The sequence below is a fragment of the Fusibacter sp. JL298sf-3 genome, assembly GCF_053842995.1.
This window is the reverse complement of sequence record NZ_CM132608.1, coordinates 142,022-162,686: the sequence shown is the minus strand read 5'-3', so window position 1 is coordinate 162,686 and position 20,665 is coordinate 142,022. Positions and strand designations below refer to the sequence as shown.

Genomic DNA, 20,665 nt, shown 5'->3' with positions numbered 1-20,665 from the left:
GGGCACCGTCTCTATACGCTTATAGGTTCTTCGAGGTTATAAAGACTTCTCTGAGGTCGTTAAAGTTCTCAACGGCCTTACTCGTGCCAATGGCAACACAATCCAGTGGGTCTTCAGCTGTACGTACCGGCATTCCCGTCTCGTTGATAATCAGCTGATCCAAATAATGCAATAGCGCACCGCCGCCGGCGAGTACAATACCCGACTGGTAAATATCTGAAGCGAGCTCAGGCGGCGTTTTTTCAAGGGTGGATTTAATGCCCTCTACGATAGCTTGGATTGGCTCTCTAATGGCTTCATAGACTTCCGAAGATGTCAACACAAGGGTGTTCGGCAAACCGGTCACCAAATTTCTACCTGTGATTTCGTATTGCATTTCTTGTTTTGGCGGAAGGGCACAAGCGATGTTCATCTTAATGCGTTCTGCCGTGCGTTCGCCAATCATCAAACTGTATTTTTTACGCACGTAGTTGATAATCGAATCGTCCAATTCGTCGCCGGCTATTCGAATAGAGCGACTCGTAACGATGCCACTCAAAGAGATGACGGCAATTTCAGTTGTCCCGCCACCGATGTCGACAATCATGCTCCCCGTCGCCTCAGTAATCGGCAAACTGGCCCCAATGGCAGCGGCCATCGGCTCTTCTATGAGAAACGCTTCCTTCGCGCCAGCAGAATAGGAGGCCTCAAAAACAGCGCGCTTCTCCACTTCTGTTATTTGGGATGGAATGCCGACAACCACTTTGGCACCTGAAAGCAATCCCATATTGGGAAGTGCCTTTGATATAAAGTATTTAATCATTTTTTGCGTGATATCGAAATCCGCAATAACGCCGTCTTTAAGGGGTCTTATGGCACGAATCTGTCCCGGTGTCTTCCCTATCATTTCTTTCGCTTCGCTACCTACAGCCAAAACTTGTCCCCTGTCGTTAATTGCAACAACGGAAGACTCTCTAACGACGATGCCCTTCCCCTTAACACAAACCAATGTGTTCGATGTCCCCAGGTCAATACCCAAGTGTTTGCTAAACATTCCAAATTTCATAAGCTTATCCTTTCACAAAGCTCAAAAAGACCGCGAGGTGCTTTTGGCTTAAAGTTGATTTTCTTCCTTAAAACTGTAATAATCGTTATACCCTATAATTATATGATCAATTAGGGGAATCCCCATAATTTTACCCACTTCATCCAGCCGCTCTGTTATCAAACGGTCTTCTCGACTTGGTGCCGGATGCCCAGAGGGGTGGTTGTGCAAAACCAAAAGCGAAGCCGCAGAGCGTTTTAAAGCCCTTGAATAGACTTCTCTCGGGTGGACAATAGCGGCATTGAGTGTGCCGACTGAAATCACGTCCCAATTGATCACTTCACTTTTCGTATTCAAAAAAACACCAATAAACTTTTCCACGCGGAGTTGAGAAAGTTCTGCTGAAAAATATCGAATGACATCTCTTGGACTCGCCAACCGCACTTTTCGCTTTAGCGCAGTGGTATTGAGGCGTTTACCGAGTTCAATCGCCGCAAGTATTTGGCAAGCTTTAGATTCGCCAATACCGTCGACGGCACAAAGTTCTTCCAAAGTCGCTTGAGACAACTCTGAAAAATCGCCTTCAAGCGTCCCCAGTACCTTTCTCGAAACGTCAATAGCCGACGTGTTGCGCGTTCCCGTTCTAATAATTATCGCCAACAGTTCAGAGTTGGAAAGCGCCATAGCACCTAAGTGCATCATCTTTTCTCTAGGACGCTCTTCCAAGGGTAATTTTTTTAGCATTTAACGGCTCCTCCATTTACAGAAGCTCAAGCCCGAAGTGGTCTTTGAGCTGTCGATTCAAATGTGAGAGCGGCAATCCCATAACCGTGTAATAATCACCTTGAATGGCATTGACCAAAAGCGCGCCAATCCCTTGAATACCGTATGCACCCGCCTTATCAAGAGGCTTCGCCTTATCGACGTAGCGGATGATTTCAGCCTCTGACAGCTCATTAAAGACAACTGTCGTCTTCTCATAAAATACGACTTTTTTGCCGGATGCCCGGTGCAACAAAGCAACGCCTGTATACACGCAGTGCGCCTTACCGCTTAGTCGGCGAAGCATCTCAATTGCAGCCTCTTGGTCGCCGGGTTTCCCCAGCGCCTCGTAATCGTACACAATCGTGTCGCTTGCAATAACGAGGGCATCGGGATGTGCCTTTGAAATGGCGTCTGCCTTCAAGAAAGATAAGGCCATCACTGTTTTTTCAGGCGCATCGCCAACAGCGGTTTGTTCTTCAATGTGACTGGGGATTGTTTCGAAAGCTATGCCAAATTGGTTCAGTAACTCGATGCGTCGCGGAGACGCCGAAGCTAAAATGATTCTCATAGCTTCTTGTATACCACAAAGGCGATAATAGTGCCTATAATGCTGGCGAGATTCAAACTCAACGACAGACCAAAGGTCACAACGATGGCACTGAGGTCCACCACAAAGGGTTTAACCCCTATGGTTCGCCCGACGTTGAGTATCGGAATAACGTCGCCAAGCGCCGCACCTATTATACTGCCGAAGACAGCACCGACCAATAATAAAACCAATAAGACCAGCCCATTGCTTTTCGCTCTCATAACTACCCCTTTATTATACCACAATTTTACAATTCAAAATCCTAAATTTTACATTTTTTTATCTTTGAACCTATCTATTAGTTTAGCATCTAAAGCCTTCAAATACAACTAGTTGTCAAAGAAAATGCCTTACATTCCTGTAAGGCATTAGAGAGTCTATTCATTTACGCTTCTGCTTGTTCAACTGTTCTCAGTGTTAAATCGCCTTCAATTGCTTTGGTCGGGCACTTCTCTACACAAATCATACAGTTGGTACATTTATCGTAATCGATTTCCGCCAATAAGTTGACCACGTGAATGGCGTCGTGCGGACAATTGCGCTCGCAGAGCCCACAGGCGATACACGCCACACTGCAGTTCTTTTTAACGTGACCGCCGCGCTCTTTGTTGTTACAATTGACGATGGTCAATTGATCGTACGGCACGAGTTCAATCACTTTTTTCGGACAGGCTTCAATACATTTGTTACACGCAGTACATTTGTCTTTATCCACTTCAGCCAAGCCTTTGTGGTTGATAAAGATGGCATCAAAAGGACAGACCTGTACGCAGGTGCCGAACCCCATACACCCATACAGACACTGTTTGGGGCCACCGTTGAGCATATTCGCCGCCACACAACTGTCAAAGCCGTCGTAATCGTAACGATTTTGACAATTGTCAAGGTGACCTTCACACTTGACGCGCGCCACTTTCTTCACGCCGGCTTCAGCCGAAAGACCCATGATTTCTGCTATTTTAGCTGTGCATTCAGCACCGCCGACAGGACAGCCGTTAACCGGCGCTCTGCCGTCGACAACGGCAACCGAAAAGCCGTCGCATCCCGGAAATCCACAGGCACCGCAGTTGGCGCCGGGGACGGCCTCTCGCACTGCAGACACCCTCGGGTCGACTTCAACTGCAAACTTTTGTGACGCCAATGCCAACCCAGCACCGAAGACAAGCCCCAAACCACTGAGGCTGAGCGCCGCTTTTAATATGATGTTTGTATCCATAGTCGCTCCCCTTTACTAAACCAAATTTTGAAAACCTAAAAAGGCTATTGACATCAAGCTGGCGGTAATCAGTGTAATAGGAAACCCTTTAAAAGGCGCCGGAACATCTGATGTTTCTAACTTCTCTCGGATACCCGCCAGAAGGATAATCGCCAACGAAAAGCCGATTGCGGCAAAGAAAGAGTGTACCATTGTCTGCATCAAATTAAACTTGTATTGAATATTTAAAAGCGCTAAGCCCAATACAGCACAGTTTGTCGTAATTAGAGGCAAGAACACGCCTAGAGCTTGGTAAAGCGTCGGACTCAACTTTTGAAGAACGATTTCAACAAACTGAACCAAAGAGGCGATAACCAAGATAAAAGCCGCCGTCTGTAAAAACTCAAGACCGAACTTTTGCAAAATATATATTTGAACCAAGTAAGTGGCAAGGCCGGCGATGGTCATTACAAACGTCACCGCCATCCCCATGCCAACGGCAGTTTCAACTTGCTTTGAAACACCTAAGAATGGACAAATCCCTAAAAATCTCGATAGAACAAAGTTATTGACCAGAACGGCGCTGACCATAATGACAAATAAGCTCGCATTTTCCAAAACGTTTCCTCCTATTCAGCATCCGCTTTTTTTCTAAGCGCAATAGCGTTGAAAAGTGCCAACAACAGACCAAGTGCCAAGAAAGCGCCCGGCGGGAGAATCATAATGAGAGCCGGCTTGTAAGCAGCACCGAAGAGGCTCAATCCGAAAACTGACCCATTTCCGAAAAGCTCTCTTACAGCACCCAATAAACCGAGCGCCAATGTAAAGCCAAGTCCCATTCCCAGTCCGTCTACAAACGCATCGGACACCTTGTTTTTTGAAGCAAAGGATTCCGCTCGCGCTAAAATGACACAGTTGACGACAATGAGTGGAATAAAGAGTCCGAGCGAATTAAAGAGCGTCGGCACAAAAGCTTCCATTAACATCCCAACCATCGTTACAAAGCTGGCAATGACCACGATATAAATCGGAATTCTAATTTTAGAAGGTACGACTTTTCTAAGCAAAGCGATAACCAAATTGGAACATAAAAGCACCGCAGTTGTCGCAAGGCCCATACCGATACCGTCTTTGGCAGATGTCGTTACCGCCAATGTCGGACACATGCCCAGCAACTGTATAAATACCGGATTCTCTTTTATTAACCCGTTTAAAAAAATTCTCGTCTTTTTCACGCTTATTGCCCCCCTTCTAAAACAATTTCACCATAGACATCTACAGCAAAATTGACGCCTCGCGTTACCGCATTTGACGTAATGGTTGCACCGGCAATAGCGTCTACAGCATCCGTTCCAAGTTTTTCATCGGCAGAAAGACCCGTGTACTGATCGTAGAAAAACGCTTCCTTTGCCTTAGCACCGAGTCCCGGTGTCTCTTGGTGATTGCCGACACGTACACCGGATAGGACGCCTTCACTGTCGATGCCCGTGATAATCTCAACAGCGCCGCCATACCCATTGGATAACGCCTTGATCACATAGCCCACTGCAGTGCCGCCGGCATCTCTCCCAATAGAGACTTCTACAACTTCAGGGTGTGTTTCTTGCAAAGCCAACAGTTGGTCTTCAGCGAGGTCTTCAAACCGTTCCGCTGTTGCCAACACTTCTTTTTTTGTCTTTTCATTGGCCAAGAAGCGTTGCTCCACAATCTTGTCCTTTGTCAGTTCATTCGTTCCGGCAAGCGCTACCGCTGCAATCATACAAACCAGCGCTAATACCAAGCCTAATTTAAGAATCTCTTTCATTACTTGGCACCTCCAAACACTTTAGGTTTTGTATAACGGTCAATAAGCGGTGCAGCGACATTCATAATGAGAATTGAGTACGAAACGCCCTCTGGAAACCCACCGTGAAAACGTATAATCGCCGTCAAAAGCGCAATGCCAAAGGCGTAGATGTACTGTCCTTTTGCAGAAATTGGAGAAGACGCATAATCTGTTGCCATGAAAAAGGCACCGATCATCAAGCCGCCAGTAAACAGGTGGAGCATTGTTTCATAGGCGTTAAACCCCGTAAAGAAAAAGGCCAAAACGCCAAACGTTCCTATATACATCAATGGAATTCTCGGCGATATAACCCCTCTGAAAATAAGGTAAACACCACCTAAAATTAATAGAATAGCAGATGTCTCACCGATACAACCGCCGACAGTACCGAGCAAGGCATCGCCCAACGAAGGCAACTGTACATCGAGACCCTCTTTTAAAATGCCCAGTGGCGTCGCTGTGGAAACGGCGTCAGCTTTAACTGCCGTCCACGTAGTCATATCTACCGGCCATGAAGCTACGAGCATCGCACGCGCTGCCAGTGCCGGGTTCATAAAGTTGTGTCCAAGTCCGCCAAAGGCTTGCTTCACAATGGCAATAGCAAAAATACTGCCCACTACCGGCAACCAAATCGGCACCGACACCGGCAAATTCATACCGAGAAGCAACCCTGTTACAACGGCACTGAAGTCATCAATCGTCACAGGCACCTTGCGCAGTTTCTGACAGGCCCATTCTGTTGCAACAGCAGACAGAATAGAGACGACGAGAACAAGTAGCGCTCTAAAGCCGAAGTTGTACACGCCGAACGCAGCAGCAGGTGTCAGCGCAATTGCTACATCCCTCATAATCTTTTTGTTCGAGTCGTTCGAACGTATATGAGGCGATGAGGATACTTTGAGTATATTTTCCATTTTTCGCTCCCCCTATTTTCTTCTACGTGCGAGAATCTCTCGCTTGGCAACTCGAATTGACTCAAGTAACGGTCGCTTAGCAGGACAAATAAACGCACACGAGCCGCATTCAATACAGTCGAGTGCATTGAGTGATTCTGCTTTGTCATAGTGATGGCTTATTGCATAAGCACTGATTTGAATAGGCAAGAGATTTGCAGGACACACACTGACACATTTGCCACATTTGATACAGAGTTGTGGTTCCGGAATCTTAGCTTCCTCTGCGTCAAAGACGAGGATACCCGACGTATTTTTCATCGCAGGCAGTTGATCTGAAATCTGTGCCACACCCATCATAGGACCGCCGAAAATGATTTTACCCGGTGTTGTTTTATAGCCACCGGCAAATTGAATCAGTTCCGAAATAACTGTGCCGACTTTAAATCGAATGTTTTTCGGAGAAGCTATCGCCCCACCGGTGACAGTACACACGCGTTCCACCAAAGGCATACCTGTTTTAAACATCGTGCTGATTGCAGCCGCAGTCGCCACATTGTTGACCACCACGCCGACATCCATCGGCAGGCCGCCTGAAGGCACTTCTTTTTTAGTACACGCATAAATCAACTGCTTTTCAGCCCCTTGAGGGTATTTGGTTTTAAGTGCCACGACTTCGATGCCCGTTCCCTTTGCGGCAGAAGTCATTTTTTCAAGCGCATCTGGTTTGTTGTTTTCAATCCCGATAAACGCTTTTTTCACCGCCAATGCGTGCATAAGTATTTGAAGCCCATGTACAATGGAAGCACTGTCTTCAAGCATTAGACGATGGTCACAGGTCAAATACGGCTCGCATTCCGCACCATTGAGAACAATGGTGTCAATAGGTTTTTCTTTTGGCGGAGACAATTTGACATGTGTTGGGAAGCCCGCACCCCCCATACCGATAATCCCCGCTTCTTTGATAATATCGACGATGGCTTGGCCCGACAACGTTTTGTAGTCCGGCTTCGGCACGACACTCTCGTGTGGTGTCTCTTCTCCGTCGTTTTCAATGATGACACAAATGTCGTTACCGTATGCTGTAAATTGTCGTCTCACATCTTTTACAACACCAGAAACCGAACTGTGTACATGAGCCGAAACATACGACTCACTGGATCCGATGCGCTGTCCTACCTTTACAGCGTCACCCTTCTTAACTATGGGTTCACATGGCGCACCAATATGCTGTCTCAGTGGAATCTCAACGACTTGAGGATTCAAGTAGTTTTCGATTGCCAAATGCTCTGTATATTTTTTAGCATGTGGTGGATGAATACCGCCATTAAAAGTTAGAAGTCCCATATACTCACCCCTTTATTAGATTTTAGCCATTAAAAGAAATTGTCGTCACCTAAAAAATTGCCAAGCCTTTCACATACGTGTCCAGACGGGCATCGTTTAGGTTTTGCATTAGGATACTGTATACAATTTCACTCACTCCAACTAACATTTTACTACAATAAAAGAGTGAGGTCAATTAACAATCATTGAAATTCCAATGATTCTAATACTCCACTGGTTAATTTTTTAACAGTGAATGCAATGAAAAAAACGCACAGTTCATCGACAGCTGAAGTGGGCGTGCTCCGTCTAATGCTCCCTATATTATAATACTTTTGTAATCAAAAGAACAGGAAAGTACCTATACTTTTCTATTTTTTTCATAATCAACGGTTAAAAAGTTTGCCAAATCATACCAGGCAAACTGTTAATTCCATGTCAATATCGACAAAGTTTTTTTATTCGAACTATTGCGTGTATTCAAACGCGTTAAAACCGCCATATTGCATCGCAACAAAGCGGTTTTTTTCACTAACCTAATAATTTTTCAACTTCTGACAACACTTTTTCAGCGACAAAAGGCTTAACCAGAAACCCCTTGGCACCGGCCTTTACCGACTCGATAACCATCGTTTCCTGCCCCATAGCGCTGCACATCAAGACCTTTGCTTCCGGATAAGCCGCTACGATTTTCTTTACCCCCTCTATGCCGTTAACATCCGGCATGGTGATGTCCATCGTCACCAAATCGGGTTGATGCTCTTTATATTTAGCAAAGGCTTCGTCGCCATTACTCGCTTCAGCGACGACTTCGTATCCGGCTTTTGTTAGAATGTCGCTGATCATCTTCCGCATAAACATTGCGTCATCGACGACTAAAACTTTTTTTCCCAATAGAATCCCTCCTAATTTTAGCTGAATTGTAGGCCGCTCTTCTTGTTTTTATTCCCCATTTACCTACTGACAAAACACACTTGAGAAATAAATCTTTCTTTTTTCAAAAAAACTATTGACTTTCAATGCCAATGTTAATATAATAAAAAAGTCGCAAGACGCGCCGAACACATTTGCAGATGTGGTGGAATGGCAGACACGCTATCTTGAGGGGGTAGTGAGCTTAGGCTCGTATGGGTTCAAGTCCCATCATCTGCACCAATAGAAATCATGTTTGAGCTTTTGAGCCCAAGCATGATTTTTTTATTTAGCAACCGGATATGCAGGCTATCATTTACAACAGCCCTCTTGAGAAGGCTGTACTTTTTTCGAGATAAATGCAATATATATCTGACATAATGCAATCTATTTATTATACCATGCACTATAAGGAGGTCATACATGAAAAATAAGCGAATGAAAATCGCTCGAATAGAATGCGATATGAAGCAAAATGACTTGGCGAAAGCCGTCGGTGTCACTCGACAGACAATTGGTTTAATAGAATCCGGCGATTACAACCCGACTCTAAATTTATGCATAGCAATATGCAGGGCACTTGGTAAAACACTAAACGATTTATTTTGGGAGGAATCACTATAAAAAAACGTGTACAACAAGATGAACGGGTATTGGCACAAAAAAGAAAAATCGGAAGCGACGCTTTTAACATCGTTTGGATCGGATTGCTCATTTCTGTTTTGGTTCAGCAATACTTATTTAGTGCTTCCTTCGCGCAATATGCAGTAGAAGTCGTTCTGTTTGTCGCCTCATCACTCTACATTGTGTTTCGCAACCTTTTAAGTGGTAACACGCTCTTCGCCACTAAAAAAAGAGGACAAGACCAACAGCCTCGTCTGTGGTCTTACTGTTGCCGTTATCAATACGGTTCTCAACTACGCAAAGTACAACGACGCCACCCCTCTCCCCATTGGCCTCAACACCTTCTTAGTAGCGGGAATAACCTTTATAAGCGCTACGCTGATGGCCTTTATCGTACTGAAACTCGTATACCTTGCCAACATGAGAAAACAAGAAAAAATAGAACGGCGTCTAGACGAAGATGAGTAGCGTGCTCAATAACGCCTACGTTTGACAGTTGTTTTTCACGACTCAAAGTGCGTCGTCTTGGCGATGTTATAAAAAAGTTTGGCTTTTTTAAAAAAAACTGTTGACTTTTATTCCTAATACTAATATAATAAAAAAGTCGCAAGGCACCAAGACATACACGCAGATGTGGTGGAATGGCAGACACGCTATCTTGAGGGGGTAGTGAGCTTAGGCTCGTATGGGTTCAAGTCCCATCATCTGCACCAATAAAAGTCATTTATGAGATTCGACTCTCGTAGATGGCTTTTTTATTGTGTTTATAGCGCATAAAAACCCGGCAGCCACACACTTCTGCCGGAAATTTATACTTTTGAGAACCGCTCAGGTGTGCAGAACGTCCTACAGATACTTTTTAAACATCGGTAACAGCCCCACGTTGTCAGTCAAAAAAATTGACATTTGAGGGAGGTCGTGCCCAGGGTATTCATTGCCTTCCACAAGCGCCGGCCCAGATGGGGTTACCGCCACATCCCATCCCACATAGCGTACTCGGGGAAACTGTAGCGCCGCGGTCTTCGCCAGCGCTACAGCTTCTTGCCAAAGCGGAATTTGAAACCCTTTAAGGGCAACCCCTGTTACAGGATGGTGCGCATAGAGTTGTCCACTTTTATCCACCGCATCGGTGATCACTTGACCGGTAATTGAATCGACTTTGGCTGTCATCCCCCCTGCGTTAAAGTTATCTACCGCCGCACCTCTCCCCATGCGAACGAAAGTATACAACACTTCTACACGCCCGTCGTCGCCCACCATTGTGGCAATCCTAAGGGTGTTTATAGAAGACGCGTTTAACGCGCTCATCCCGTCGTGCTGAACGAGAGGTGTTTCCACCACGCCTACACCGTCTTTTTTTAAACGCGTATAGAGGTCTGGTACTCTCAGCGCCTCGTCTTTTAAAAGCGCAACGCCGCTGCCGCCGCAACCGCTCATGGGTTTTACAAAAATAGCGTCTTTGTTCACCAACCACCGGTTAAATTGTTCCGCGTCCACCGCAGTAAAATCAAGCCATTCTCTACCGATAAAAGGCCTAAAGGCTTCTAAGAAACGGGCTTTTTTTGTAAAAACGCGCGCGTCTTCCGCATGATTGATCTTCTTTACCAACGCGTTGTTCTGGCCACGTGTGAGATAGGTCTTGCGTTTGGCGCTGTCTAAAAGATAAAACTCAAACAAAGCGTAGTCCATATACCCTGCAGAGTACCTAACACCGCACCAAACCACATCCAAAAAAAGCCTTCCTCTAGACTTTCCCGACACACGATGCATGTCATCAATTTTACTAAAAAACTGTTTGTAATTCATTCGAAAAATTCTCGAAACCAAATAGTTTAATTTGCCCACGCGCTCTCCTCCTAGACCACTTAAAAAAGCGTGATTGCTCACGCTTTAGTTTAAAATCAACGCCGCTTACACGTCAATCGGTTTTAACTTAGGATTTTCTACAACCCCCGGTATCCTGCCGCGTTTGGCTACAGGCTTACCATTTACCACTTTGACATCCATTGTCATATCAATCGGCGATGCTGCTGAAATATAGCTACCGACACCAAAGGCGTCAGCACCGGCCACACTTAACAATTCAATGCGCTCAGGTGTTAAACCACCTGAAACGAATATTTTAACCGCTTCAAATCCCGCCAAATCCAGCTTAGCACGCATTTCCTTGACAAGCCCTTCCGACACGCCACCTCTCTCACTTGGCGTATCTAAGCGAATGCCATAGAGTTTACCATTTAACGCTTCAGCCACTCTAATAGCCTCTTCCACTTCATCTTTGTACGTATCCACCAAGACGATTCGATTGTGCGCCGGGTCGGCAATGCGATCGTACACTTCCGCTACGCGCAACGTGTCGCCTCCAATGAGCATTGCAGAATGCGGTACCGTTCCAGAGGGCTCAATGCCACTTAATTTGGCCGCTAAGATACAGCTGGCACCACCGGCGCCACCTACAACAGCAGCCCGCTCCATTACAGGCGCTACTGCCGGGTGCACATGTCTGGCGCCAAAGCACAAGAAGAACTTGTCCCCGCAAGCTTCTTTCACACGACGAGATGCAGTTGCCCATCCCGAAGCACTGGCGAGCATCCCCAACAGCGTCGTTTCAAATATTGCAAAATCCTTATAAGCGCCCTCTATTCGCAAGACAGTATCTTTTTTTTCAAAAGTTTCCCCTTCTTCAAGCGCCCAAACTTTGAGATTTTTGCCCTTTAACAAATTCAAACATTCATCCATTCCCGCCAATACCCCGGGTTTTCTCGGAAATATTTCAGCGACAACTTGTGCATCAGCGAGCTCGAGCTCACTCAATATATCCAAAGTTCTCAGGAAATACACATCTGTCGTACGTCCCGAGATGATTTCTTCATGTGTCGCACTGTGCATAACGCGCTGCTCATCTACGGTTATGTCGTCAATGTCCTTTAAATGCTTTAGCTCCTTCATTGGTTACGTTCCTTCCTAGAGATGTTAGTCCATATCATTATACGCAATTTGACAAGTAAATTCAATCTATGTTTAATGCGAGAGCTGCTAAAAGTCGATCAATTTGCTCATACAATTCATCTGTTGTCGTATCGTTGTAAACAACTGTGTTGGCAAAAGCTATTTTATCCTCTATGGACATTTGTGCGTTGAGCTTTTGTGCCGCTAATGTCGTCGAGCACCCATCTCGCGCCATAATGCGTTTCAAAGACTGCTCGTAAGTGGCGTAGACCACCCAAATCGAATCAAAGATAGACGTCATTTCCGATTCGATCAGCAACGGCACATCTGCAAACACAACCGGGTGTTCCGACGAAAGCGCTTCATACGCTTCCCACATCATTGCGCGCACTTTGGGGTGTACAATGGCGTTCAGTTTCACCCTGGCGCTTTCATCTGAAAAGACGCGTTGCCCAAGCTTAACGCGGTCAATTGTCCCATCGGCAGCCAAATAAGAGGCGCCAAATATTTCCACAACTTCTACATGCCCGGCAGCGCCTACTTCCAAACAGCGCTTAGCCAATACATCGGCATCGATAACCGGCAGCCCCTTTGACTTCAGATAGCGAGTCACGGTGCTCTTACCCGTTCCGATAGATCCTGTTAGTCCTATAAAAAGCGTTTTGTTACTTAACATCATACCAACTCCTACCCGAATTGACATCGACTTTTAAAGGTACTTCCAACTGGTAAGCTTCTTCCATACAGTTTTTGAGGAGTGCTTCCACAGAGGGCTTCTCCGATTCCAGAACGTTGAGAATCAACTCATCGTGTACCTGAAGAATCATTCGACTCTTATACCCGCCTTCTTTTAAAGCCGACTGCACTTTCAACATCGCCAGTTTAATAATATCCGCAGCTGAACCTTGAATCGGCGTATTGCGCGCAACCCGCTCCGCACCCGATCGAATCATGAAGTTCTTGTTGTTGATATCAGGTACCGAACGCGTCCGGCCAAGCACTGTGGACACGTAACCTTTTTCGTGACAATCGGCGATGACCTCATCCATAAACGCCTGTACCCGCGGGTAGGTCTTAAAGTAACTCTCAATATAATTCTTAGCTTCCTTTCGCGTAATGCGCAGGCTTTCAGAAAGTCCAAAATCCCCCATGCCGTAGACGATACCGAAGTTGACTTCCTTTGCATGGCTTCTCTGTCCGCCGTTAACGGCTTCCTTGGCGATGCCAAATACTTGGGAGGCCGTCAAGGTATGAATATCAACATCGTTCATAAACGCGTTTATCAGTGTCTCGTCTTTTGACAAATGTGCCAACACGCGCAGTTCAATTTGCGAATAATCGGCAGCGACGAGCACGCTGTCTGCATCGGCGACAAAGAACTTACGTATCTTGCGCCCATAAGGCAAGCGAATGGGAATATTTTGTAAATTAGGCTCTGTTGAGCTCAAACGCCCAGTGGCGGCAACGGTCTGATTAAGCGAGGTATGAATTCTGTGCGTCTCCGGTACCACGACTTCGCGTAAACCGTCCACATAAGTGGACTTCAGTTTGGTATAGGTTCGGTACTCGATAATCTCCTCGATAATGGCGTGGTCTTTCATAAGCTTTTCCAACACATCATGGCTGGTGGAATACCCAGTCTTCGTCTTTTTAATTGGCGTTAACCCCAGTTCTTCAAAAAGCACGACGCCAAGTTGCTTTGGCGAGTTGATATTAAACGTGCGTCCAGCTAAATCGTAGATGGTCTTTTCGATGGTGCCAATCTGCTCCTTCAGCTGAGTATCGATTTCGTCCAGTGCCTGTGTATCGACTTTAAACCCGTTGAACTCCACCTCTGCGAGCACTTTCACCAATGGCACTTCGACAGTCTCAAACAACTTGTACGAGCCCTTTTCTTCCAGCTTTTCCTTTAACACCGTTCTGAGCGCGTCTACCGCACACAACACCGACGCGTTATAAGCGGCAAGTTCTTCTTTCGGAATATCGCCATACGCTTTTTTCTTTGCCCCTTTTCCAAGCAGTTGTTCCTCCGATAAAATGTGCCCGGAGAGGTAATTTAAGAAGATGTCGTCTACAGCATACGTCTTTTGATCCGGTTCCAGTAGGTACGATGCAATCGTACCGTCGAAGACAACCCCTTTTAGCTCAATATCCAAGGCCATCAAATACAAATAAAGCGGCTTGACGTCAAAAGCGTACTTCTTAAGCGCCTCGTTTTCAAAGTGAGGCTTTAGCGTACAAAGCGCTTCCCGCGACGGTTTTTCTAAAAGGTACACAGCGTCTTTGGTTTTAAAACCAATACTTTGCACCTCAAAAGCTTCTTGCCACTTACCGTCGGCACAAACAGAAACCACGACTTCCGACGCCTGCGCCAAATGCGCTGCCAAAGTGTCCACCTCAACGCATTTGAAATCCACTGTTTCTGTTTGAAGGGCTTCAGATTGCTCACCTTGGACCTTTTGCATCAAACTTTTCAACTCGTAATAGCCAAAGCGTTCCACCACCTCTGCGTAATCGGGTTCACCAATTTGAAAATCCTCTAATGTGTATTCAATAGGGACTTCCGTACAGATGGTTGCAAGGCGTTTGCTTAAAAGCGCCTGCTCTTCATAGGTTTCCACCAATCCCCGTTGACGTTTATTTTCTATGGCATCACTGGACTGTATCAGTTGTTCCACCGTCCCAAAGGTTTCGAGCAATTTAGAAGCTGTTTTAGGGCCAATACCGGGAATTCCGGGAATGTTGTCGGAAGTATCGCCACTCAACCCCTTAAAGTCGATGACCTGATTGGCATGAACGCCTAACTCTTCATAAACGTCTGCATCGGTATAGTGCTTCAGTTGGCTAATGCCTTTTTTAGTTATATAGACGTCGACGCCGTGCGCCACCAGTTGCAGCGCATCTTTGTCCCCTGTAATAACGTGTACCGCATAGCCTTCAGACCGATAACGGCAGGCGATGGTACCGATGAGATCATCCGCCTCAAACCCTTGAAACTCTACGCGCGGTAATTTAAGAATATCGAGCAACTCCTTCACAATCGGCATTTGCATTGCCAGTTCGTCTGGCATCCCTTTACGCGTCCCCTTATAAGCCTCATACGTTTGATGTCTAAACGTGGGGCCTTTCAAATCAAATGCCACACAAAAATGACTGGGCTCAAAGCGTTCTTGTAGATTGAGAACCATCGACATCAGGCCGTGAACACCGCCTGTATAAACCCCTTTAGAGTTTTTCAATTCACGCATGGCAAAATAAGCTCTATTTATTAAACTGTTACCGTCTACGATAACGATTGTCTTGTTGTCCATCTAAATTCTCCCTTCTCTTCACTCTCTTTAAATTATAGCATAACTACAGCGTATTTACACGAGTTCACGAGTGGGCGGTACCGATGGCTCAAGTTTTTTACACAATGCAAAAGGTGCAGACCAACGCCTACACCTTTACGGGGTTTCCTATTTAACTTTTTTTCTTTTCCAAACAACTACACTCCCGCCGACGACAATGAGTACAGGAAGCCAAATAGGAAAATACGCGACTACGGCGATGATAAACTCTTCGAAGAGGCTTTTAATGCCATTAATCGTCTGATAAAGCCCTTTTGTGGCTTTTTTCCAAATGTTGTCGTCAATCGGGTTGATACGCGGTTCCAGCGATTTGACTTCTTGAACTTGAAGGTGGATTGTCGTCATGTCCACCAACGTTTCCCAATTCTTCATTTGAACTTCGTAACCGTTAATTTGGCTGCGTATACGCGTCAACTCGTTCTCAATGGTCAAGACATCTTCTACGGATACCGCCTCTTTCAAGAGTTCACGCAATCGGGTCTCCGTGATTTTAAGGTTCTCAATCAACCCCGCCGTGTCTCGATACTGCTTGGTAATGTCATTGGCACTGACATTTTCGTAGTCGACACGCCCAAGACTCTTAACGAGTTCTAGTATGACATCGTAGCTTTCTACCGGTACACGCAACTGCATCTCACCGTGTTTGAGCTCATAAGCATCAAACTTCGTACGCCACGTCTCTTCGTTTTCCACATAGCCGCCTAACTCGTCGACTTTCTCCACTAGAGACCACTTGACACCATCGTAATCTTCAACTTCAAGGCCAATTGAGGCATTTCGAATAATCATGCGCTCTGTCCTATACAGGTACGCCGCATCTCGTGTCGAAGTCGACACCGGCGCTTCTTCCGCCACTACATTGGCAACAGTCGCACCTTCTGCATCGGCAGTGATATCACCATAGTCGGCATCTTCACCTTTGTCCTCACCCATGGTCAAAGTTTCTTTCATCATCTCCCGTGGCGCCCTATCACTTTCCTCGTAAGCCATATCCAAATCGCTTACAGGTAGGCCACCTTTAAAAACAAAGGCAAATCCAATGACCGCAAATGTTGCAACACCGACCAAAACCCTTCGGTCTGTTAAAAATCGCTTTAGTTTATGCCACACCGTCTCTTCTTGTACGACGGCATTGGCCAAATCGGAACTGGCGACGCGCAATAAATTAAAGTGCAGTTCTTCCTCAAAACCTACAGGAAGGGCTTTCATCGGCATCTCCTCCATCGTACTCTTCATAAATTTTAATTCTTCAAACTCGACAGTACACGCTTCACAGGAAGCGAGATGACTTTCGAGTCGCTTAAGCTCTCGTTCGCTTATTTCGCCATCTATATAGGCATTCATAAGCAACATGGATTCTGTACACTTCATATCGGTTCCCCCTTTCTAAATATCGGACAGTTGCAAACTCAATTGCGCTTTTAAACTCTGTCGACTTCGGTTGAGTCTCGAGCGCACTGTTCCTATAGGGATTTCAAGTATCTCTCCGATTTCTTGATACGAATAACCCATGATATCTTTCAATACAACTACTATTTTAGCGTCTTCCGACAATGTATCCAGTGCACTTTGTATTTCATTTCTGAGTTCCAATTGTTCGTAGACGATAACGGGATTGACACTGTGATTTTTATCTTCAATAACATCGCCGACTCTGCTGTTTTCCCCAATTTCTGCATCCAGCGATATGGCAGAAGCTTGTCTCTTTCTGAGTTCATCTTTACAGGCATTGATTACAATTCTGTAAAGCCATGTTGAAAAGTTGGATTCTTGCTTAAACGTTTTTATATGTTTGTAAGCTTTTATCAACGCTTCTTGAGCCATGTCCTTAGCATCTTCTTCGTTGCCCATCATACGATACGCGATGTTGTAGACATAGCGATTGTACTGCTCGATCAGTTTCTCGAAACTGGCCACATCTCCGCTAATGCTCTCAGCAATGAGCTTAGATTCCATAAGCGCTCCCCTTTCTCCTATTTACACCGAATAGGTGTTTAGTAATTAGACGTAATGTCCCGTGAATTAGTTCCATTATCGCATATTTTCAAAATACATGCACCTTTTTTGATAAAACCTCTTGTCAAAGTATTAAGTCTATGATAATATAAGGGAGTGCCAAGCCGAAGTGGTGGAACTGGCAGACGCGCTGGACTCAAAATCCAGAGCTCTTCGGAGCGTGCGGGTTCGATTCCCGCCTTCGGCACCAAGCTAAACGGACAAGTTTTCTTAAGAAAACCTGTCCGTTTTTTATTTGACAACAAGATTTGAGCCAAAAGGCTTACCGCGACTATTCAACGCGGAAAGCCGTCAGCGAAAAGCGGTTCGTGATGCCGAAGGCATTACGCATGTTGTTTGCGTTCTCAGTGCATCAAATGCCGATGAGCAATAACCACTTTTCTCAAAAGAAACAAACCACCCTGTCCACAGGTGGTTTATCCTCTTTACCTCACAACCGTTTCGCAGTTGCCCTTTCTACCCAACTCTCCTTAACCCCCTCCTTCTAACATGTCTTTAAACGTTTCAAACTCAAGCGGCTTAGATCGATAATACCCTTGGTACCCTTGACAGCCTAGCGCTTTGACAAACCCATACTGCGCCTCTGTTTCAATCCCTTCCACAATAATAGAAACGCCGATTTCCGAAACCATCCTCGTAATGGCTTTTAATATTTTGCCGTCGTCTTCGTCTGGATAGTCCTTGATAAACATGCGATCGATTTTAAACTCGTCTGCATTAAGTGCTTTTAAATAGCCCAGTGATGAGTACCCAGTGCCGAAGTCGTCAATGGCAATCTCTATCCCCGCATCTTTTAACCGTGCAATAACCCCATTGGCAATCTCGAGATTCCGCACCAATGTCGTCTCCGTTATCTCAAAGCAATAGCTGATATTTTCAATTGGGTTCTCCACTATTAAGCGCATGAGGTACTCGACGACTTCGTCGTTGACAAATTCCTTTCCGGACAAGTTGATCGATAGGCGCAGTGGTTTTGTTAACGCCATCTTAGAGAAATCCGTCAGCACGCGCTTGACAACAAACTTCCCCAGCTTCAGGATGTCATCCGTCTCTTCTAAAACGCTGACAAAGCGTCCTGGTGGTACGTCGCCTATGTCTTTATTGCGCCACCGTACCAAAGCTTCGACACCAAACACCTCGTCAGTTTCAAAGTCAATTTGCGGTTGATAGAGGACATAGAACTCGTTGTCTAAGAAAGCGTGTTTCAATTTACCCCTTATGAGGTTCAACTCGCGAACAAACTGTTTGTGTCTCGGTTCGTAGATCAAATATTTAGACGTATGGAGTTTTTCAAGCGCCTCCAAAGCAATCATCGAATTTTCAACCACTGTCTTGGATGTATCACCCGTCATTTTAAAGGCCAATCCCGAAATATATTCGAGATCGATACTCGTTAGCGACATTAATATAACCGCTTTCTTCAGCAAATAATCTATTTCTTTAACGATCCGTTCTGTTAAAGACATTTCATAAAGATGCCCTTCGTCCTGCTTGATATAAGTATCACTGTACGGCGAAGCCAACAACAACAAATCCGGCTGAGGCATTGCTATTATTTTTAGAACTGGGTCCGTAACAACCTCATTGACGCAAACATCGACAAACTTCCCCTGTAACGACTGACTGGCACCTAAAACGTGTTTGAGCTTTCCCGTTAACTGCACAGCGACGACAAAGTAATTTTCAGAAGCCACAGCATCGTCAACCCCTCTGGACACAATCGTCATCTCGGAATCAGACAGTTGCTTTATGCTGTCCAGCACATAGCGCGGAGCGATGGTTTCAACGGGATTTGAATAAATACCTATATAATATACCACTCTGTTCTTCTTATCGCGTACCGCTTTAATCAATAGATGTTTACAGATTAAGTACCCCGATTTAGAGCGATTCCAAACATTCCCTTCCCAAAGGGTATCTTGCAACCCAGTCTCTTCATTGGTATCAATTTTACCGTCGAACAATTCGCGGATGTCCTGCTTTGAACGCGTTAAATTATCGTACCCAAAAATATCCTCAAAAACACGATTGCTAAAGACCACTTCTTTTCTATCGTTTACGATGACAATGCCATCGTGCGTATTGTTTGAAATATACGTCGACGTCAAAAGCATGAGATTTTTAGCGGCGCGTTTTTTCATAAATTCCGCAAAACCAACAGCCAGAACCAAGGCGATAAACGACAGGGCAACGCGTATGCCCCCTTTGTTATCGAGAATCGGGTGCCCGTGGACGATGTCTTTTTTCAGTTGAAAGGCACTGATAAAATACCACCTGTAACCATCTCCCTCAAAGATGTAGTTTTCATTGTGACTTTCATCTAAACGCCGATAATAGTAATAAGCACCCTCGCTCTCAAAGTAGCCAAAAGCCTCATTTTCCAAGCTTTTTTCAAGTGCTTCATCGAGTATATGGCGCATTACACCTGACGTGCCGCTCTCCATATTCAGTTTGATGTACGCCGAGTCGTTTAAACGCGTGAGCGACCAATAATTGTTTAAATCGAGCAGGCCAATTTCTATAGAACTCACACCGGTCTTCTCTAGTTCCTGTATAACACTCAAGAAATCGACGCCGTCGTAGTTCAAAACCAGCATCCCCGAAAAGTCACCCGACTGATTGTACACTTTTACCGAAAATCGAATGGTCGGTTCAAAAGGCTCGACAATTTGTCCATTTTCAATATTCAAGTTAAAGTCCGAAATATACATTTGATCCGGCGTCAGGGCCAAAGCAGTGATAAAGTAATTGCGCTCCGACTTATCCTGTAACGCCTCTTCATCCACGACCGTTATGACATCGCCCTTTCGATTGATACGTGCCAGTTCAAACCCATTGGGACAAATCAACCTAATTTGCGTAAGACTCTCATGCGTTTCAGCGTATCGGTAGAACAATTTTTCTATATCGTGAACCGGTGTAGCGCCTTTCTTCTCAATAAAATTTTGAATTTCCGCTGTATCCCTTAATACCATTACCGACTCGTAAACATCCTTAAAACTGTCCGTAACAAAAAAATCCGTAATCTCAGTTGTAATTTCCTGACGTTTTTTTAGTTCATTAATTTCTTCAAAGCGTATGTATCTAAAAAACAGCGAAAGCAGTAAATTAACCGCTACTACAATCACCAGAAAAAACAACAGATTCGAACCTAAACGCATCTCCTTGTTTTTAAAACCAATTTTCATACGGAAAAC

At 45.3% G+C, this 20,665-nt stretch carries 19 protein-coding genes, 3 tRNA genes and 1 pseudogene; 5 read left to right on the top strand and 18 right to left on the bottom strand.

From position 1 onward, the window contains the following. Window positions 1-19 precede the first annotated feature (19 nt). The 11 genes from ACR6HW_RS00775 to ACR6HW_RS00725 form a co-directional block, all read right to left on the bottom strand. The gene (locus ACR6HW_RS00775; protein ID WP_455729264.1) at window positions 20-1,045 is read right to left on the bottom strand and encodes a rod shape-determining protein; all 1,026 of its coding nucleotides are present in this window, start codon (window positions 1,043-1,045) and stop codon (window positions 20-22) included. A gap of 48 nt (window positions 1,046-1,093) precedes the next feature. After that, a complete protein-coding gene (radC, locus tag ACR6HW_RS00770; protein ID WP_455729263.1) occupies window positions 1,094-1,768 on the bottom strand; it encodes a RadC family protein in 675 nt (224 codons plus the stop codon). Window positions 1,769-1,784: 16 nt separating this feature from the next. Beyond that, on the bottom strand, window positions 1,785-2,357 hold the full coding sequence (locus ACR6HW_RS00765) for a Maf family protein (RefSeq protein WP_455729262.1): 573 nt from the start codon (window positions 2,355-2,357) through the stop codon (window positions 1,785-1,787). After that, a complete protein-coding gene (locus ACR6HW_RS00760; protein WP_455729261.1) occupies window positions 2,354-2,599 on the bottom strand; it encodes a DUF4321 domain-containing protein in 246 nt (81 codons plus the stop codon). Before ACR6HW_RS00760 ends, ACR6HW_RS00765 begins: the two co-directional genes overlap by 4 nt. Before the next feature lie 164 nt (window positions 2,600-2,763). Beyond that, entirely contained in the window at window positions 2,764-3,594 is an 831-nt protein-coding gene (locus tag ACR6HW_RS00755; RefSeq protein ID WP_455729260.1) for an RnfABCDGE type electron transport complex subunit B, read from the bottom strand. 15 nt (window positions 3,595-3,609) lie between these two features. Continuing rightward, window positions 3,610-4,191: an electron transport complex subunit RsxA gene (gene rsxA / locus ACR6HW_RS00750; RefSeq protein ID WP_455729259.1), complete on the bottom strand. Its 582-nt coding sequence runs from the start codon at window positions 4,189-4,191 to the stop codon at window positions 3,610-3,612. Window positions 4,192-4,202: 11 nt separating this feature from the next. After that, window positions 4,203-4,808 carry an electron transport complex subunit RsxE gene (gene rsxE, locus ACR6HW_RS00745; RefSeq protein ID WP_455729258.1) on the bottom strand — a complete coding sequence of 202 codons (606 nt, stop codon included), beginning with the start codon at window positions 4,806-4,808 and terminating at the stop codon, window positions 4,203-4,205. Window positions 4,809-4,810: 2 nt separating this feature from the next. Next, entirely contained in the window at window positions 4,811-5,377 is a 567-nt protein-coding gene (locus ACR6HW_RS00740) for an RnfABCDGE type electron transport complex subunit G (RefSeq protein WP_455729257.1), read from the bottom strand. After that, complete coding sequence (locus tag ACR6HW_RS00735) at window positions 5,377-6,312, bottom strand: RnfABCDGE type electron transport complex subunit D (RefSeq protein ID WP_455729256.1); 936 nt, start codon at window positions 6,310-6,312, stop codon at window positions 5,377-5,379. Before ACR6HW_RS00735 ends, ACR6HW_RS00740 begins: the two co-directional genes overlap by 1 nt. A gap of 12 nt (window positions 6,313-6,324) precedes the next feature. Beyond that, complete coding sequence (rsxC, locus tag ACR6HW_RS00730) at window positions 6,325-7,638, bottom strand: electron transport complex subunit RsxC (protein ID WP_455729255.1); 1,314 nt, start codon at window positions 7,636-7,638, stop codon at window positions 6,325-6,327. A 510-nt stretch (window positions 7,639-8,148) separates the two neighbouring features. After that, entirely contained in the window at window positions 8,149-8,511 is a 363-nt protein-coding gene (locus tag ACR6HW_RS00725) for a response regulator (protein WP_455729254.1), read from the bottom strand. Between the two features lie 175 nt (window positions 8,512-8,686). Between ACR6HW_RS00725 and ACR6HW_RS00720 the strand changes: the two genes are divergently transcribed. The 4 genes and pseudogenes from ACR6HW_RS00720 to ACR6HW_RS00705 all read left to right on the top strand — a co-directional run bounded on the left by ACR6HW_RS00720 (window position 8,687) and on the right by ACR6HW_RS00705 (window position 9,866). After that, a tRNA-Leu gene (locus tag ACR6HW_RS00720) sits at window positions 8,687-8,772 on the top strand. A 180-nt stretch (window positions 8,773-8,952) separates the two neighbouring features. Beyond that, complete coding sequence (locus ACR6HW_RS00715) at window positions 8,953-9,153, top strand: helix-turn-helix transcriptional regulator (protein ID WP_455729253.1); 201 nt, start codon at window positions 8,953-8,955, stop codon at window positions 9,151-9,153. After that, window positions 9,135-9,621: pseudogene (locus ACR6HW_RS00710) on the top strand (DUF6773 family protein). Before ACR6HW_RS00715 ends, ACR6HW_RS00710 begins: the two are co-directional and overlap by 19 nt. Window positions 9,622-9,780: 159 nt before the next feature. Continuing rightward, window positions 9,781-9,866, top strand: a tRNA-Leu gene (locus ACR6HW_RS00705). Between the two features lie 133 nt (window positions 9,867-9,999). Here ACR6HW_RS00705 and ACR6HW_RS00700 read toward each other — a convergent pair. The 6 genes from ACR6HW_RS00700 to ACR6HW_RS00675 all read right to left on the bottom strand — a co-directional run bounded on the left by ACR6HW_RS00700 (window position 10,000) and on the right by ACR6HW_RS00675 (window position 17,408). Next, entirely contained in the window at window positions 10,000-10,998 is a 999-nt protein-coding gene (locus ACR6HW_RS00700; RefSeq protein WP_455729252.1) for a sugar-transfer associated ATP-grasp domain-containing protein, read from the bottom strand. Between the two features lie 66 nt (window positions 10,999-11,064). Beyond that, complete coding sequence (locus ACR6HW_RS00695; protein ID WP_455729251.1) at window positions 11,065-12,102, bottom strand: nicotinate phosphoribosyltransferase; 1,038 nt, start codon at window positions 12,100-12,102, stop codon at window positions 11,065-11,067. A gap of 61 nt (window positions 12,103-12,163) precedes the next feature. After that, complete coding sequence (coaE, locus tag ACR6HW_RS00690) at window positions 12,164-12,781, bottom strand: dephospho-CoA kinase (RefSeq protein WP_455729250.1); 618 nt, start codon at window positions 12,779-12,781, stop codon at window positions 12,164-12,166. Further along, window positions 12,768-15,413: a DNA polymerase I gene (gene polA / locus ACR6HW_RS00685; RefSeq protein WP_455729249.1), complete on the bottom strand. Its 2,646-nt coding sequence runs from the start codon at window positions 15,411-15,413 to the stop codon at window positions 12,768-12,770. Before polA ends, coaE begins: the two co-directional genes overlap by 14 nt. 147 nt (window positions 15,414-15,560) lie before the next feature. Continuing rightward, the gene (locus tag ACR6HW_RS00680) at window positions 15,561-16,823 is read right to left on the bottom strand and encodes a DUF4349 domain-containing protein (protein WP_455729248.1); all 1,263 of its coding nucleotides are present in this window, start codon (window positions 16,821-16,823) and stop codon (window positions 15,561-15,563) included. 15 nt (window positions 16,824-16,838) lie between these two features. Next, complete coding sequence (locus ACR6HW_RS00675) at window positions 16,839-17,408, bottom strand: RNA polymerase sigma factor (RefSeq protein ID WP_455729247.1); 570 nt, start codon at window positions 17,406-17,408, stop codon at window positions 16,839-16,841. A 163-nt stretch (window positions 17,409-17,571) separates the two neighbouring features. Here ACR6HW_RS00675 and ACR6HW_RS00670 point away from each other — a divergent pair. Further along, a tRNA-Leu gene (locus tag ACR6HW_RS00670) sits at window positions 17,572-17,658 on the top strand. A 280-nt stretch (window positions 17,659-17,938) separates the two neighbouring features. On the opposite strand, the gene ACR6HW_RS00665 is transcribed toward ACR6HW_RS00670, so the two are convergent. Next, a complete protein-coding gene (locus ACR6HW_RS00665) occupies window positions 17,939-20,656 on the bottom strand; it encodes an EAL domain-containing protein (RefSeq protein ID WP_455729246.1) in 2,718 nt (905 codons plus the stop codon). Window positions 20,657-20,665: the final 9 nt, after the last annotated feature.